Consider the following 14,495-nt stretch of genomic DNA (forward strand, 5'->3'; position numbering starts at 1 on the left):
GAATGGAGTACAAGATGCTGCGTAGAAAACTGATGTTGGCCCCCGCCGTGTTGGCGGTTTCGCTGGGCTTGCTGTCGGCTTGCTCGACCAATCAAACAGCCAAGGAGACGCCGGCGCAACAAAAGGCCGCGATCGACCAGGGCTACGACGCCACGCTGGCCACGCTGTACAAGAGCGTGAAGGGTTCGCAGGAGTTGGCTGGCAAGGCGCGGGCGATCTTGGTGTTCCCTAAGGTCTATGCCGCGGGGCTGGGCGTGGGCGGTGAATACGGTGAAGGTGCGCTGCGTGCCGGCAGCCATACCGTGGACTATTACAAGACCACGAGCCTGTCCTTTGGCTTCCAGGCAGGGGCTCAGTCCAAGGCGCTGGTGCTGATGTTCATGACCCAGAAGTCGTATGACGACTTCCGCAAGAGCCAGGGCTGGACGGCCGGTGCAGACGCCTCGGTGGCCTTGGTCAAGATGGGTGCCAATGGCGTGGTGGACACCAACAGCTACGACAACGCGGTGAACGCGTTTGCGCTGACCAATGGCGGCTTGATGGCTGCGGCCACCATTGAAGGCAGCAAGATTTCCAAATTGGACTTCTAAGCCCCCTGGGTTCGCTGTCTAAGCTGGCTGCCCAATCGCCTGCTGATCACTGTCAGCAGGCGATTTTTTCTGGGCGATGCGCATCTGCATGGACACTGCGAAGGCGGTGCCCTGATTTTCAGAGGCGCTCGCAGGGGATCGCCGTCATTTGGAACGGGTCTGCAAATCGTCGAGGTGTCTATGAATGGGCTGGCTTACTACCTGGCGGAACACCCTGAGCTGGGTGTTTTCGTCGCCATGGGCCTGGGTCACTGGATTGGCAAGTTCAAGCTCAAAGGCATTGGCTTCGGGCCCGTCACGGGCTCTTTGCTGGCCGGGCTGTTGGTGGGTTACTTCTTCCATGTACCGGTCGCTGAAACGGCCAAGCAGCTGTTGTTTCTGCTCTTCATGTTCGGTATCGGCTATTCAGCGGGGCCGGGTTTTGTGCGGGGCATCCAAGATGGCGGCTGGCGCTGGGCGGTGCTGGGCCTGACGATTCCGGTCACGGGCTTGCTGACGGCCTATGGGATGGCGAAGTGGCTGCAGTTGGACATGGGATACGCGGCCGGCATGATGTCCGGTGGCTTGACGGAGGCGCCGGTGATCGGCACCACCAGCGAGGCTATTCGCAGCTTGCCCATCAGCGCCGACGAAAAGTCGCGGCTGATCTCGCAAATCCCAGTGGCTGACGCGCTGACTTATATCTTTGGCACTTTTGGGGTGATTGTTTTCTGCACCTACATCGGGCCCTGGATCATGCGGGTGGATTTGAAGGCTGAAGCGATCGCCCTGGAGCGCGAGATGGGCATGGAGCGCAGCCACCCCGGCCTCAGCTCTGCCTGGCATATGTACGAGTTGCGCGCTTACCGCTTGGATGCCACGCAGGCCTTGATCGGGCGCACGGTGGCGCAGGCGGAACAATCGGTGGCGCCGGAGCGACTGTTCATCGAACGCATTCGCCGCGGCGAACAGATCATGGTCCCTACGCCCGACACGGTGCTGCAGCTGGACGACGTGATGGCCGTGTTCGGCCCTAACGAATCCTTGCTGCGGGTGGTGGAAGGTCGCGCCGACGAAGTCTTCGACCGTGAGTTGCTGGACATTCAACAAGCGAGCTTCGATGTCGAGGTCACCAGCCGCGAGGTGGCCGGACGCAGCTTGGCCGCTTTGCGTACAAACGAAGCCATCATTCGGGGCGTGTTTCTGAAAAGCATCCAGCGTGGCACCGAGCAATTGCCGGTGGCGCCGGGCACCGTGCTGCAGCGCGGCGATTTGTTGACCGTCCACGGGCTAGTGCCCGCCGTAGACCGGGTGGCTGCCCTGGTGGGCAATGTGTCTCGGCCCGTCATCAGCACTGATTTCGTCGCGCTGGCGCTGGCCATTTTTGTGGGCGCTTTGGCGGGGATGGTCTTGAGCACCTCGGTTGGCGGCCTGCACATCGCGCTGGGCAGCAGCGTGGCGGTGCTGTTGATGGGCTTGTCGCTGGGTTGGGGCAATTCACGCCGGCCCACTTTTGCCTACATCCCGCCGGGCGCGCTGGAGTTCATGAAGTCCATCGGGCTTTCTGCTTTCGTGGCCATGATCGGCCTGAAGGCGGGCCCGGTGTTTGTCGATGCGGTTCATGAAATCGGCGGCACGGTCTTTCTGGGTGGCATGGTGGTGACGCTCATGCCCATGGTCGTGGGTCTGGTGATGGGACGTTATGTGTTGGGCCTGAACCCCTTGCTGTTGATGGGGGCCTTGGCCGGCGCGCAAACCATGACGGCCGGTTTGGCGGCGGTGCAGGAGCGCGCTGAAAGCCCGGTGGCCGTCATCGGCTATTCAAGCACCGTAGCGTTCGGGCACATCCTGACCGCAATTGGCGGCACCGCTTTGATCTGGCTGCTGCATCTGTGAAGCTGCGTTGCCCGCGGAGGGGCACGGCGCGCTGAGTGGCCCTTGAGCCTGGACGTTCGGTAAATTTTTCCTGCCCGAGCTAACGACAAGAACGACAAGGCGTGCGTGTGTTCGAACGCCATGATTACACTGCCCATCCACTCCATGGATTCACACACACATGAGCCCTTGCATTGCATTCATCGGCGGCGGCAATATGGCCAGCGCTGTCATCGGCGGCCTGATTCGGGCTGGGCATTCGCCTCAAAGCATCTGGGTGATTGAGCCCTTTGAAGCCACGCGGCAGGCCTTGCAGCAGCAATGGGGCGTTCATACCTTTGAAAAGGCTGACCCGGTCCTGGCGCAGGCACAGATGGTGGTGTGGGCCGTGAAGCCGCAGTATTTCTCCGAGGCCGCCCAGCCCTGCGCACCCTTTGTGAGCCAGGCCTTGCAACTGTCGGTGATGGCGGGCATTCGCAGCGACGCCATTGCACGCCAGAGTGGCAGCGAGCGCGTGGTGCGCAGCATGCCCAACACACCGGCGCTCATCGGCCGCGGGGTGGCCGGGCTGTTTGCGCGCGACGCAGTATCGGCCGCTGACAAAGCCTGGGTCGAGGCCGTACTGGCGCCGACCGGCCGCACGCTGTGGGTTGATCAAGAAGTCGATCTGGACGCGGTGACGGCCCTGTCAGGCTCCGGCCCGGCCTACTTCTTCTACGTGGTCGAGGCCATGATGGCGGCCGCGGTGGACATGGGCTTGACGGCCGAGCAAGGCCGCATCCTGGCCCTGGCCACCTGCGCAGGCGCGGCGGAGTTGGCCCTGCAATCACCCGAAACACCGGAAGTGTTGCGAGCTCGCGTCACTTCAAAAGGGGGCACAACGCACGCCGCAATCAGCAGCCTTGAGGTCGACGGCGTGGCCGGCGCGGTGCGCAAAGCGGTGCTCGCCGCACAAGAGCGGGCCCGGCAGATGGGGGTTGAATTCGGAGCCTGAGCGGGCTTGACGATGGGCATTGCAAGTCGAAATTCATTGCGCGATTGGTTGCGTGCGCCCGGCTCCTTGAGCGGTCGCCTGGCCCGTCTGGGCTCAACGTTTGAGGTTCAAGTCCTTCGCCAGGGGACGCATCCCTTGCGCGCGCCCGAGCTCAAAGCCTTGGGTCTTCCGCGTCATGGGTGTACGTTCATTCGGGAAGTTATTCTTCGTGTTGATGGGCATGCGCTCGTTTGGGCGCGGTCTTCATTGCACGCCTCGGCATTGGCGGGACCCTGGCGCGCACTGAAAGGGTTGGGGTCGCGGCCCTTGGCCAATTTGCTCTATGCCGATCCACGGGTCAAACGCAGCGAGTTGAATCCCAAGCGTCTTTCTCGCCATGGCCATACGCGCCGTGCGATGCAACGCCAATGGCTGCAGGCGACCGGCGCAGCGCCTTCGACTCAAATGCTGTGGTCACGTAATTCCGTATTCCGCCGGTGTGGTGCGGAGCTGCGCGTGATGGAACTTTTCGTGCCGGAATTGGCATCATCCTCTTCCAAACTAGGGGGGAGGAACTTGGGCGTTAGGTCGTTTGTCCGCTCTAAACTGTGACTCACAGGGAGGTTCAGCACGACGTTGAGGAATCTCATGAAAACCCGAGATATTGTCATTTTCAGCGGCCAACAGTTTTCTGTCCCGCAATGTATTCAGCGCATCGACCACCAGTCGACACATGGTTGGCAATTGCGTTATGGCGGCACCAAGTTGTTCTCTGATCACTCACAGGACGGCAGCGGCGCAGCAGCCTCGCTGGCACTTGCCACCAAAGAATTGCTCAGCCGCATCGCCAAGTTGCCCGCGCCTTCGCGCTTGCAGCGCCGGCCCAGTGGCAACAAGGGCAGCGGCTTGCCGGTTGGTATTTCAGGCCCCATCGTGCGGCAGCGTGCGAGCAGCCGGGTTCGCGATTGCAGCTTTGCGGTTTCATTGCCCCGCTTTGGCGGAGCCCCACGTGGGCGCAGTGTCTACATCGGCACCGAGAACACCTACACGGCTGAAAAATACCAAGCTGCATTGGCCAAGGCGGTGTCCTTGCGCGAGCAGGCGGAAGAGGCCTATCAACGCGCCGCCACCAAGGCCAAGCGCGGTGAAGCCAAGAGCTTGCGCGCGGCCCTGAAGGCTTGATCTACAGCCGCCAGGCGCAATGGGGTCTGACGGGGTGTGTTGTGGCTTGATCAATGGGGTGTCGGCTTGGCAAGGTGCGGTGTTCAGCCGTTCGTCTTGCCAGCGGGCGCTTCGTGAAATTCAGTGGCGCAGGGCCAAATCCAGTGCGGTGCCCATGAACACGGCAAACCCCAACCAGTGGTTTTCGCGGAAGGCTTTGAAGCAGCCTTCGCGGCTGCGGTCTTTGATGAGGCTGAAGTGCCAGACCACTTGCGCGGCAGCGGCGGCCATGCCTGCCAGAAAAATCGAACCCAAACCAAAGCGCAGGCCCAGGGCGGTCCAGGCCCCCAGGTAGACGGCGTAAAAGCACATCACGCCGATTACGTCGAAGCGGCCCAGCGTCAAGGCAGAGGTCTTGATGCCGATGCGGATGTCATCGTCGCGGTCCACCATGGCGTACTCGGTGTCGTAGGCCAGCACCCAGAACAGATTGGCCACCAGCAAGGCCCATGCCGAGAGCGGCACGGCCGCCTGAACTGTCGCCAGCGTCCATGCATTGCCGCCCAGCGCGGCCGAGAACGCCATCGGAATGCCAAAGCTGAAGGCCACGCCCAACACCGCTTGCGGCATGTTCACCACCCGTTTGGCATAGGGGTAGAGCAAGGTGACCAGCAGTGCGGCGAATGACAGCAGAATGGTTGGCGCATTGGTGGTCAGCACCAGACCGAAGGCCAGCAGGGCCAAGACCGCGCCAAGGCCTAAAGCCTCCTTGGCAGACATCGCCCCGCTAGTGACTGGGCGGTTGGCGGTGCGCTTCACATGCTTGTCGAATTCGCGGTCGGCCACGTCATTCACGCAGCAACCGGCGGAGCGCATCAGCACGGTGCCCACAGTGAAAACGGCCAGCAGGTGCCAGCCGGGCCAGCCATCGGCGGCAATCCACAAGGCGGCCAAGGTCGGCCACAGCAGCAAGAGCCAGCCCGCCGGGCGGTTCCAGCGGATCAGAGACAAATACAGATCAAGGCGGGCGGGGGCGTCGGTCGCGGCGTTCATGGGGTGGATTGTCGCGTTCCCCGAAGCACCTTGCTTGTGGCAGCATCCGAGATGTTGGAATTTTCCAGCGCCGTGCATCCTTTTTTGGGGAGATCGTGATGACTGATGGCAATCGACACCCGTTCGTCTGGTATGAATTGCTGACCTCCGACCCGGAGGCCGCGGAGGCTTTTTATACCGGGCTGCTGGGTTGGACTCTGCGGGACGCTGGCATGAAGGAGATGCGCTATAGCTTGGTCAGCGTTGGTGATGGTGCGCCGATCGCCGGCATCATGGGCGGTGCAGCGTGCGTGACTCCACCCGCGCAAGAAGGCGCGCAAAGCAGCGTGGGCCAACAGCCGCCACCGGGCTGGGTGGGTTATGTGGGCACAGCGCAGGTTGACGCGTCGGCTCAACAGCTTGTCCAAGCGGGCGGCGCTGTGTTGTTCGGTCCGCAAGACATTCCGGGGGTCGGGCGCTTTGCCATGATGCGTGACCCGCAAGGCGCCGTGTTTGCCCTGTTCCATGGCCTGCCCGGTGATCGGCCGCCCGCGCTGGGCACTGAGCCGCTGCCCGGCCATGTGGCCTGGCATGAGTTGCACGCGGTGGATGGCGTCAGTGCCTTCGATTTCTACGCCGCTCAGTTTGGCTGGACGAAAGACGCGGCCATCGACATGGGGCCGATGGGCATCTACCAGCTCTTTGCGATCGACGGCGTGTCCCGTGGGGGCATGATGACCAAGATGCCGGAGGCGCCTCAGCCGTATTGGTTGTTCTACTTCAGCGTGCCCGACATTCAAGCGGCGGCCGAGCGAGTCAAGGCGACGGGCGGGCGGCTGTTGTTGGGCCCTCAGCAAGTGCCCGGCGGCAGCTGGATTCTCAACGCTATGGACCCGCAAGGCGCGCTGTTTGGCCTGACCGCGCCGGCTTGATTCAAGCGTTTAAACGCACAAACACTCAAGTCCTCAAGCGCGGGCAAACACCACCCGGTTGCGCCCGCCTTGCTTGGCCTGGTACAGCGCCTGATCGGCTGCCGCGACCATGAGCGCGGCAAGCCCGTTGGCGTCGTGGGCCGAGGCGCCCTCGGTCAGCATGGCCAGGCCGATGGAACTGGATACCGCAATTTCTTGGCGATTGCCGGTGCCAGGGTGGGCTGAGATAAAGCGTTGTTCGGCCACACTGCTGCGGATGCGCTCGGCAATCTCACCGGCAAACTCGGCCGAGGTCTGCGGCAGCAGCACCACGAATTCTTCGCCGCCGTAGCGCGCCACGGTGTCGCCAGCGCGCAACTGGCCTTGGATCAATTGGCCGATGCAGCGCAAGACCTCGTCACCCATTGGGTGGCCGTGCAAGTCGTTGATGCTTTTGAATCGGTCGACATCCAGAAACAGGCAGGCGAGTGGATGGCGGTAGCGCCGGGCTTGGGCGATTTCGATCAGGCAGCGATGCTCGAAGAAGCGCCGGTTGTACACGCCGGTGAGCCCATCCGTCAGGCCGCTGAGTTTCAGGCGCTCCTGATTGATGGCGCTTTCCAGGCAGACCGCCACGACATGGCCCAGGCGTTCGAGCAATTGCGTGCCCGTGCCGGCTTCATAGCGGCTGGCGTCGTGGCTGCCGAAATGCAGGCCGCCGATCAGCTGGCCGTGCCGGTTCAAAGGCAGCAAGGCCACCGACGCGATGCGCTCGCTGCTGTCGGGGGCAAACAAGGCGCCGTGCCGCAGCGGATCGAAGCGGCCGAGTTGGGGTTGGCTGACGCTGGTGTAGGCGCGTTCAAGCGCTTCCGGGGACTCCGGCAGATGCAAGCCGGCCAAGGCGTGGGCAGCGCCTGAGTCGAAGCTCAGGATGCGGGAAAGCTCTTGCTCGGGGTCGACCAGCGTCAAGGCAACTTGGTCGATTGCAAAAGCCTGCTTGTAGCCGGTGAGCAGCAGCGTCACCAAGTCGAGCAAGCCGTCAGCGCCGATCAGTTGGTGCTCCAACTGATCGAAGCGCCGCATCTTGTCTTCATTCAGCCGAGCCTCATGCAGCAAGGACTGCAGCTGCTGTCGGAGTGCATGGTTTTCTGTCTGAAGGGCTTGAAGCGCGCGACTGTCCATGCGGCGCATTATCCACAGGCGCCAAGACAAGCTGCTCGCGGCACAGACAAGTTTTTAGGGCTTGCGCAAGCGCAGCCACAGCGCATGCGCCTCCCCCACCACCCCGCGGCGGAAGGCCAGCACGCAGACGATGAAGATCAGGCCCGTGACCAGGCTGACGGATTCACCCAGGCCGTTGAACCAGGCCACGCCGGTCAGATCGGCCAGGGCCTTGCCGAGGTCGCCAATCTTGTTCTCCAGCGCGATGATGATCAAGGCGCCCACCATCGGGCCCACCAGGGTGCCCATGCCGCCCACCAGGGTCATCAAAATGACGGCACCTGAGGTGGTCCACAAGGCATCGGTCAAAGTGGCAAAGCCCAGCACCAGGGTTTTGGTGGCACCCGCCAGACCCGCCAGCGTGGCCGACAGCACAAAGGCCAGCAGCTTGAACTTGTCGGTGTCATAGCCCAGCGAAGTGGCACGGGCCTCGTTCTCGCGGATGGAGGTGAGCACCTGGCCGAAGGGCGAATGCACGGTGCGGTAGATCAGCCAGAAGGCGCCGATAAAAATCGCCAGCACCACGTAGTACAGCGTCAGGTCCGAGCTGAGATCCAGCCCCAGGAAGCTGCCCCGTGGCACCGACTGCAGGCCATCCTCGCCGCCGGTGAAGGGCGCCTGCAAGAACACGAAATACAGCATCTGGCTCAAGGCCAGCGTGATCATCGAGAAGTAGATGCCGACCCGGCGAATCGCCAGCAGGCCAAACACCAGACCCACCCCGCCTGCGGCCAGCGCCCCGAAGAGCAAACCCAGCGGCGTCGGCAGGCCCCACACCTTCAGCGCATGGCCGGTGGCGTAGGCAGCCGTGCCCAAGAAAGCCGCATGGCCAAAGCTGAGCAGCCCGGTAAAGCCGATCAGCAGATTGAAGGCACAGGCGAACAAGGCGAAGCACAACACCTTCATCACGAAGATGGGATACACGCCCAGCGCGGGCAGGCAGGCGATGGCCAGGAACAGCGCCCCGTAGCCGAGCAGAGGATTCTTGTTGTTCATTTCTCTTTACCGAACAAACCAGCCGGGCGCAGCAGCAGCACGATGGCCATGACCACGAACACCACGGTGCTCGACGCTTCCGGGTAGACCACCTTGGTCAAACCTTCAATCACCCCCAAGCCCAGGCCAGTGATGACCGAACCCAGGATAGAGCCCATGCCACCAATCACCACCACGGCGAAGACCACGATGATGAGGTTGCTGCCCATCAGCGCCGACACCTGCAGGATGGGCGCCGCCAGCACGCCCGCAAAGGCCGCCAGCGCCACACCACCGGCATAGGTCAAGGTGATCATGCGTGGCACATTGATGCCAAAGGCCTGCACCAGCTTGGGGTTTTCGGTGCCGGCGCGCAGGGTGGCGCCCAGCGAGGTCTTCTCGATCAAGGCCCAGACCCCGAGGCAGACCGTGATGGAAGCCACCACCACCCAGGCCCGGTAATTGGGCAGCACCATGAAGCCCAGATTGGTGGCCCCTTGCAAAGCCTCGGGCACCGAGTACTGCTGGCCCGACACGCCGTAGAAGGATCGAAACACCCCCTCCATCACCAGCGTGATGCCAAAGGTCAGCAGCAGGCCGTAGATATGGTCTAACTTGTAAAGCCACTGCAAGAGCAGGCGCTCGATCAAGATGCCCAGCACGCCCACCACCAGCGGTGCCAGCAGCAGCATCACCCAGTAATTGAGGCCCAGGTACTCCAGTCCCATCCAGGCCAGGAAGGCGCCCATCATGTACAGCGCCCCGTGGGCGAAGTTGATGATACCCAGCATGCCGAAGATCACGGCCAGGCCCAGCGACAACATCGCGTAGAAGGAGCCGTTGACCAGGCCTAGCAAAAGCTGGCCCAGCAGGGCGGGCAGGGGAATGCCGAAAAGTTCAGTCATGCCATTGATCTTCGAGAGAAAGCGGTGAAGGCCGGTGCGGCCTGATCGGTGGCCAAGGCGCGCGAGACGGAAAATATGTTCTCGATGGCGGTCATGGCGGGGGCGGGCTCAGCCCCGGCCGCCCGCTCCCGCCAAGAACCCGGTGCGGACTCAGTGCTTGACCAGCGGGCACTTGCTGTCGGCCAACTTGGTGAAGGCCTCTTCACCGGGGATGCGGGTCACGACCTTGAAGTAATCCCAGGGTTCCACGGATTCTTTCTGCGACTTGACCTGCAGCAGGAACATGTCGTGCACGCCGCGGCCGTCTTCCTTGCGGATCTTGCCCTTGGTGTAGAAATCATTGATCGGGGTATCTTTCATTTTGGCCAGCACCTTGTCGGCGTCGTCGGTCTTGAGCGCGTTCACGGCGTTCAGATAATGTGTGACGGCAGAGTAGTCGGCGGCCTGCAAGGACGAGGGCATGCGCTTCATCTTCTCGAAGAAGCGGCGGCTCCAGGCGCGTGCCTCGGGGCTTTGGTTCCAGTACCAGCTGTCGGTCAGGTACATGCCTTCGGTGGTTTTCAGGCCCAGCGAATGGATGTCGTTGATGAACATCAGCAAGCCGGCCAGCTTCATGGTCTTGGTGACGCCGAATTCATTCGCCGCCTTGATGGCGTTGATGGTGTCGCCGCCTGCATTGGCCAGGCCCAGAATCTGCGCGCCGCTGCCCTGCGCTTGCAGCAAGAAGGAGGAGAAGTCGCTGGCGTTGAGCGGATGCTTGACGGTGCCCACCACCTTGCCGCCCGAGGCTGCTACCACCTTGGCGGTGTCGGCTTGCAGGGCTTGGCCGAAGGCGTAATCGGCCTGCAGGAAGAACCAGCTCTTGCCTCCGCCCTTGGTCACGGCCGCGCCCGTGCCATTGGCCAGGGCCACCGTGTCGTAGGCGTAATGGACGGTGTACGGCGTGCACTTGTCATTGGTGAGGGCTGAGCTGCCCGCGCCAATGGAGATGAAGGGGCGCTTCTTTTCAGCCGCCACCGTGGCCATCGCCAGGTTGGCGCCTGAGTTGGTGCCGCCGATGAGCAGGTCCAGGCCCTGGGTGTCGATCCACTCGCGGGCCTTGGAGGCGGCCACATCGGCCTTGTTTTGGTGGTCCGCGAAGATGAACTCGATCTTCTTTCCGGCAGCCATGCTCTTCATATCGGCGATGGCCATCTTGATGGCTTCCACGCCACCCGCGCCGTCGATGTCCGCATACACGCTGGACATGTCGGTGATGAAGCCGATCTTCACCACGTCACCCGACACCTGGGCTTGAGCCCCAGCGCAAAGCATGCTGCCGCACGCGGCGAGGCTGGCCAGAGCGATTCGTTTGAAAGTCATGAGGATGTCTCCTGGGTTTGTGGGTGAAGAAGCGTGGCGGATCATGCTTGGGGGTGGGCGCTTCGGGTGGCGCTTCAAACGCTCAACAGCACGTCGAGCACCGCCTGTTTGGCGGGCAGCTCGGCGGCGGGAAAAGATTCCACCACCTCGCCGTGCTCGACCACGATGAAGTGGTCGGCCAACGGAGCGGCAAAGCGGAAGTTCTGTTCCACCATGATGATGGTGAAGCCGCGAGCCTTGAGCGCGGTGATCATGCGGGCCAGCGCTTGCACGATAACGGGGGCCAGGCCCTCAGAGATTTCGTCCAGCAGCAAGATGTCGGCGCCGGTGCGCAGGATGCGCGCCACTGCCAGCATCTGCTGCTCGCCCCCCGAGAGCCGGGTGCCAGGGCTGTGCTTGCGCTCGGCCAGATTGGGGAACATGGCGTAGATGTCCGCCTCGCTCATGGGTGTGCTGCGGCGGTTCTTCAGCGGCGGGGGCAGGCGCAGGTTCTCTTCGGTGGTGAGCGAGGCGAAGATGCCGCGCTCCTCCGGGCAATAGCCCAGGCCGAGGTGAGCGATATGGTGCGTCGCCATGCCGATCGTTTCTTCGCCATGCACGCGGATGCTGCCTTTGCGCCGCCCTGTCAAGCCCATAATGGCCCGCAGCGTGGTGGTGCGCCCGGCGCCATTGCGCCCCAGCAGTGTCAAGACCTGACCCTTTTTGACGCTCAGATTCAGGCCGTGCAAGATGTGGCTCTCGCCATACCAGGCGTGCAGATCGGTGATTTGGAGTGCGACTTCGCTCATGCTCAATGAGCTCCCTGGAGTTCGGCGGCTTCGCTGCCCATGTACGCTTCTAGCACGGCGGGGTGCTTGGAGACGGTGGCGTAATCGCCCTCGGCCAGCACGGCGCCGCGGGCCAGCACGGTGATGCGGTCGGCGATGCGGGAGACGACCTTCATGTTGTGTTCAACCATCAGCACGGTGCGGCCTTCGGCCACGCGCTTGATCAACTCGGTGATGCGGTCCACATCTTCGTGGCCCATGCCCTGGGTGGGCTCGTCCAAAAGCATCAGTGTGGGCTCCATGGCCATGGTGGTGGCAATCTCAAGCGCGCGCTTGCGGCCATAGGGCAAATCACCGGCCTTGAGATGGGCGGCATCGCGCAGGTCCACCAACTCCAGCAAAGCCAGCACGCGGGCGTCGAGCTGCTTGAGCCCGGTGAGCCCTTTCCAGAAATGAAAGCTGGTGCCAGTGAAGCGTTGCAGGCCGATGCGTACGTTCTCCAGCACCGTGAGGTGGGGGAAGACGGCCGATATCTGGAAGCTGCGGATCACGCCCCGGCGGGCGATCTCAGCGGACTTCTCGCGGGTGATGTCCACGCCATTGAAGACGATGGTGCCGCGCGTGGGCTCCAAGAACTTGGTCAGCAGGTTGAAACACGTCGTCTTGCCGGCGCCATTGGGGCCCAGCAGCGCATGGATGTGTCCGCGCTCGACCTGCAGGTTCACTTGGTCCACGGCTGTGAAACCCTTGAACTCTTTGGTCAGATTTTTGGTCTCGAGAATGAGTTCGCTCATCGTCTGTGCTGCACCGATTCAGGGCGCTAACGATTGATTAGAGCTCACCAATGTAGGGCGGAATGTGACGCCCGGACACAGGAACAACCTTTACGTAGCATTGCCATAGGGTTAACACTGGCCGCCCCGTCATTCCAAGCCCATGTGTCCTGAACCTGAACAACGGGCAGGCGTGAGATGGCCTTTCGGCGCGCTCTGGGAGAGCCGGCGTTTTGCGGGCATTGAGCCTCACCCGTCCGGGTTGAGCCCGTCGAAGCCGGTGGTCAGGCTAAAGGCCTCAGCCTTCCAGGCGCTTTTGGAACACCAGGCCGGCGTGTTCGCGCAGGGCGTGGAACTTGATCTTCGGCCAGTTGCTTTCGATGGCACGCAATTCGGGCGCGTACTCCACCAACACGGTGGGGGCGTCCACCGCATCGTAGGCCATGCGGTGGTCGTTGGCATCGATGAAACGCTTGAGTTCGCGTTCGCCGCCGTCCTCGGGGCTGCAGGTCACCCAGCGCGCCACCTGGAAGCGGCTGCCGGTGATACGGGCCTTGACGCCGTATTCGTGCTCCAGCCGGTGCGCCACCACTTCAAATTGCAGCTGGCCCACGGCACCCAGCAGTAGCACCGAACCCGCGACGGGGCGGAACACCTGGATCGCGCCCTCTTCACCCAGCTGGGTCAGGCCGGCCTTGAGTTGCTTGGTCTTGAGCGGGTCGGCCACTTCCACGCTGCGGAACATTTCCGGCGCGAAGAAGGGCAGGCCGGTGAACTGCAGGGCCTCGCCTTCGGTGATGGTGTCACCCAACTGCAAGACGCCGTGGTTGGGGATGCCGATGATGTCGCCGCCAAAGGCTTCGTCCAGCAGCTCGCGGCGCTGGCTCAAAAAGCTCACCACGGTGTTGGGCCGCAATTCTTTACCTGAGCGCACCACCTTGAGCCGCATGCCGCGCTCGAAATGGCCCGAGGCCACGCGCAAAAAGGCAATGCGGTCGCGGTGCGAGGGGTCCATATTGGCTTGGATCTTGAACACCACGCCGGTGAATTTAGGCTCTTCGGGCAGCACCACGCGTTGCATGGCGGTGCGCTCGCCCGGCGCCGGGGCCAGTTCGACCAGGGCGTCCAAAATCTCCTGCACGCCGAAGTTGTTGACCGCCGAGCCGAAGAACATGGGCGTCTGCTTGCCGGTCAAAAACTCTGCGTGATTGAACTCGGCGGCGGCGTCGCGCACCAACTCAATCTCGCCCTCGGCCTGCTCGTACTGCATGCCAAAGCGTTGCGCATAGGCCGGGTTGCTGAGGCCGCTCAGAATTTCATCGTCACCACCTACGCGGTCTTCACCCGGCGAGAACACCCGCATCTGCTCGCGGCGCAAATCCATCACGCCGTGGAAATGCTTGCCCATGCCGACGGGCCAGGTGAAGGGCACCACCGTCATGCCCAACTCGCGCTCGATCTCGTCCATCAGGGCCAGCGGGTCTTGCACCTCACGGTCCATCTTGTTGACAAAGGTGAGGATGGGCGTGTTGCGCGCGCGGCAAACCTGCAGCAGGCGGCGGGTCTGCGGCTCCACGCCGTTGGCGGCGTCGATCACCATCAGCGCCGCGTCAACGGCGGTGAGCACGCGGTAAGTGTCCTCCGAGAAGTCCTGGTGGCCCGGGGTGTCCAGCAGATTGATCACGCAGTCGCGGTATTCCATCTGCATCACCGAGGACGCCACCGAGATGCCGCGCTGCTTCTCGATTTCCATCCAGTCCGAGGTGGCATGGCGCGAGGCCTTGCGGGCCTTCACCGAGCCGGCGATCTGGATCGCGCCCGAGAACAGCAGCAGCTTTTCGGTCAGCGTGGTCTTGCCCGCATCCGGGTGGGAGATGATGGCGAAGGTGCGACGACGCTTGACTTCGGTTTGAATGCGGGTGGGAAGGTCGGCGGACATGGGCTGTGTAACGCGATCAGGCGGCAGGCCCA

14 protein-coding genes are annotated in these 14,495 nt (G+C 62.8%); 6 read left to right on the forward strand and 8 right to left on the reverse strand.

Annotated elements, in window-relative coordinates:
- The first annotated feature begins 14 nt into the window (after nt 1-14).
- The 5 genes from PRZ01_RS15380 (at nt 15) to PRZ01_RS15395 (ending at nt 4,599) form a co-directional block, all read left to right on the forward strand.
- Entirely contained in the window at nt 15-590 is a 576-nt protein-coding gene (locus PRZ01_RS15380; RefSeq protein ID WP_273597683.1) for a BPSL1445 family SYLF domain-containing lipoprotein, read from the forward strand.
- A 180-nt stretch (nt 591-770) separates the two neighbouring features.
- The gene (locus PRZ01_RS15385; protein ID WP_273597684.1) at nt 771-2,465 is read left to right on the forward strand and encodes an aspartate:alanine exchanger family transporter; all 1,695 of its coding nucleotides are present in this window, start codon (nt 771-773) and stop codon (nt 2,463-2,465) included.
- A gap of 160 nt (nt 2,466-2,625) precedes the next feature.
- Nucleotides 2,626-3,438: a pyrroline-5-carboxylate reductase gene (proC, locus tag PRZ01_RS15390; protein WP_273597685.1), complete on the forward strand. Its 813-nt coding sequence runs from the start codon at nt 2,626-2,628 to the stop codon at nt 3,436-3,438.
- A 12-nt stretch (nt 3,439-3,450) separates the two neighbouring features.
- The gene (locus PRZ01_RS19320) at nt 3,451-4,029 is read left to right on the forward strand and encodes a chorismate--pyruvate lyase family protein (RefSeq protein WP_409993863.1); all 579 of its coding nucleotides are present in this window, start codon (nt 3,451-3,453) and stop codon (nt 4,027-4,029) included.
- Nucleotides 4,030-4,065: 36 nt separating this feature from the next.
- The gene (locus PRZ01_RS15395; RefSeq protein WP_273597686.1) at nt 4,066-4,599 is read left to right on the forward strand and encodes a hypothetical protein; all 534 of its coding nucleotides are present in this window, start codon (nt 4,066-4,068) and stop codon (nt 4,597-4,599) included.
- 120 nt (nt 4,600-4,719) lie between these two features.
- Here PRZ01_RS15395 and ubiA read toward each other — a convergent pair whose 3' ends face one another.
- Nucleotides 4,720-5,631 carry a 4-hydroxybenzoate octaprenyltransferase gene (ubiA, locus tag PRZ01_RS15400; RefSeq protein ID WP_273597687.1) on the reverse strand — a complete coding sequence of 304 codons (912 nt, stop codon included), beginning with the start codon at nt 5,629-5,631 and terminating at the stop codon, nt 4,720-4,722.
- A gap of 98 nt (nt 5,632-5,729) precedes the next feature.
- On the opposite strand from ubiA, the gene PRZ01_RS15405 reads away from it, so the two are divergent.
- Nucleotides 5,730-6,542 (forward strand): VOC family protein, encoded by an 813-nt coding sequence (locus PRZ01_RS15405; protein ID WP_273597688.1) that lies wholly within the window; start codon nt 5,730-5,732, stop codon nt 6,540-6,542.
- Nucleotides 6,543-6,575: 33 nt separating this feature from the next.
- On the opposite strand, the gene PRZ01_RS15410 is transcribed toward PRZ01_RS15405, so the two are convergent.
- The 7 genes from PRZ01_RS15410 to PRZ01_RS15440 all read right to left on the reverse strand — a co-directional run bounded on the left by PRZ01_RS15410 (nt 6,576) and on the right by PRZ01_RS15440 (nt 14,463).
- Nucleotides 6,576-7,703, reverse strand: a complete 1,128-nt coding sequence (locus PRZ01_RS15410; protein WP_273597689.1) for a GGDEF domain-containing protein — start codon at nt 7,701-7,703, stop codon at nt 6,576-6,578.
- 54 nt (nt 7,704-7,757) lie between these two features.
- A complete protein-coding gene (locus PRZ01_RS15415) occupies nt 7,758-8,738 on the reverse strand; it encodes a branched-chain amino acid ABC transporter permease (protein WP_273597690.1) in 981 nt (326 codons plus the stop codon).
- Nucleotides 8,735-9,622, reverse strand: a complete 888-nt coding sequence (locus PRZ01_RS15420) for a branched-chain amino acid ABC transporter permease (RefSeq protein ID WP_273597691.1) — start codon at nt 9,620-9,622, stop codon at nt 8,735-8,737. The genes PRZ01_RS15415 and PRZ01_RS15420 overlap by 4 nt, the downstream gene beginning before the upstream one ends.
- 150 nt (nt 9,623-9,772) lie before the next feature.
- Nucleotides 9,773-10,984 (reverse strand): ABC transporter substrate-binding protein, encoded by a 1,212-nt coding sequence (locus PRZ01_RS15425; RefSeq protein ID WP_273597692.1) that lies wholly within the window; start codon nt 10,982-10,984, stop codon nt 9,773-9,775.
- A gap of 74 nt (nt 10,985-11,058) precedes the next feature.
- Nucleotides 11,059-11,772, reverse strand: coding sequence for an ABC transporter ATP-binding protein (locus PRZ01_RS15430; RefSeq protein WP_273597693.1), 714 nt, complete (start codon nt 11,770-11,772; stop codon nt 11,059-11,061).
- A 2-nt stretch (nt 11,773-11,774) separates the two neighbouring features.
- Nucleotides 11,775-12,545, reverse strand: a complete 771-nt coding sequence (locus PRZ01_RS15435; RefSeq protein WP_273597694.1) for an ABC transporter ATP-binding protein — start codon at nt 12,543-12,545, stop codon at nt 11,775-11,777.
- Nucleotides 12,546-12,822: 277 nt separating this feature from the next.
- Complete coding sequence (locus tag PRZ01_RS15440; protein ID WP_273597695.1) at nt 12,823-14,463, reverse strand: peptide chain release factor 3; 1,641 nt, start codon at nt 14,461-14,463, stop codon at nt 12,823-12,825.
- Nucleotides 14,464-14,495: the final 32 nt, after the last annotated feature.

The organism is Roseateles koreensis (assembly GCF_028595305.1).
Classification (GTDB): Bacteria; Pseudomonadota; Gammaproteobacteria; order Burkholderiales; family Burkholderiaceae_C; genus Paucibacter_A; species Paucibacter_A koreensis.

Coding starts and splice junctions, on each gene's coding strand:
- PRZ01_RS15380 (WP_273597683.1), top strand. CDS start 15: ATGCTGCGTAGAAAACTGATGTTGGCCCCCGCCGTGTTGGCGGTTTCG.
- PRZ01_RS15385 (WP_273597684.1), top strand. CDS start 771: ATGAATGGGCTGGCTTACTACCTGGCGGAACACCCTGAGCTGGGTGTT.
- proC (WP_273597685.1), top strand. CDS start 2,626: ATGAGCCCTTGCATTGCATTCATCGGCGGCGGCAATATGGCCAGCGCT.
- PRZ01_RS19320 (WP_409993863.1), top strand. CDS start 3,451: ATGGGCATTGCAAGTCGAAATTCATTGCGCGATTGGTTGCGTGCGCCC.
- PRZ01_RS15395 (WP_273597686.1), top strand. CDS start 4,066: ATGAAAACCCGAGATATTGTCATTTTCAGCGGCCAACAGTTTTCTGTC.
- ubiA (WP_273597687.1), bottom strand. CDS start 5,631: ATGAACGCCGCGACCGACGCCCCCGCCCGCCTTGATCTGTATTTGTCT.
- PRZ01_RS15405 (WP_273597688.1), top strand. CDS start 5,730: ATGACTGATGGCAATCGACACCCGTTCGTCTGGTATGAATTGCTGACC.
- PRZ01_RS15410 (WP_273597689.1), bottom strand. CDS start 7,703: ATGGACAGTCGCGCGCTTCAAGCCCTTCAGACAGAAAACCATGCACTC.
- PRZ01_RS15415 (WP_273597690.1), bottom strand. CDS start 8,738: ATGAACAACAAGAATCCTCTGCTCGGCTACGGGGCGCTGTTCCTGGCC.
- PRZ01_RS15420 (WP_273597691.1), bottom strand. CDS start 9,622: ATGACTGAACTTTTCGGCATTCCCCTGCCCGCCCTGCTGGGCCAGCTT.
- PRZ01_RS15425 (WP_273597692.1), bottom strand. CDS start 10,984: ATGACTTTCAAACGAATCGCTCTGGCCAGCCTCGCCGCGTGCGGCAGC.
- PRZ01_RS15430 (WP_273597693.1), bottom strand. CDS start 11,772: ATGAGCGAAGTCGCACTCCAAATCACCGATCTGCACGCCTGGTATGGC.
- PRZ01_RS15435 (WP_273597694.1), bottom strand. CDS start 12,545: ATGAGCGAACTCATTCTCGAGACCAAAAATCTGACCAAAGAGTTCAAG.
- PRZ01_RS15440 (WP_273597695.1), bottom strand. CDS start 14,463: ATGTCCGCCGACCTTCCCACCCGCATTCAAACCGAAGTCAAGCGTCGT.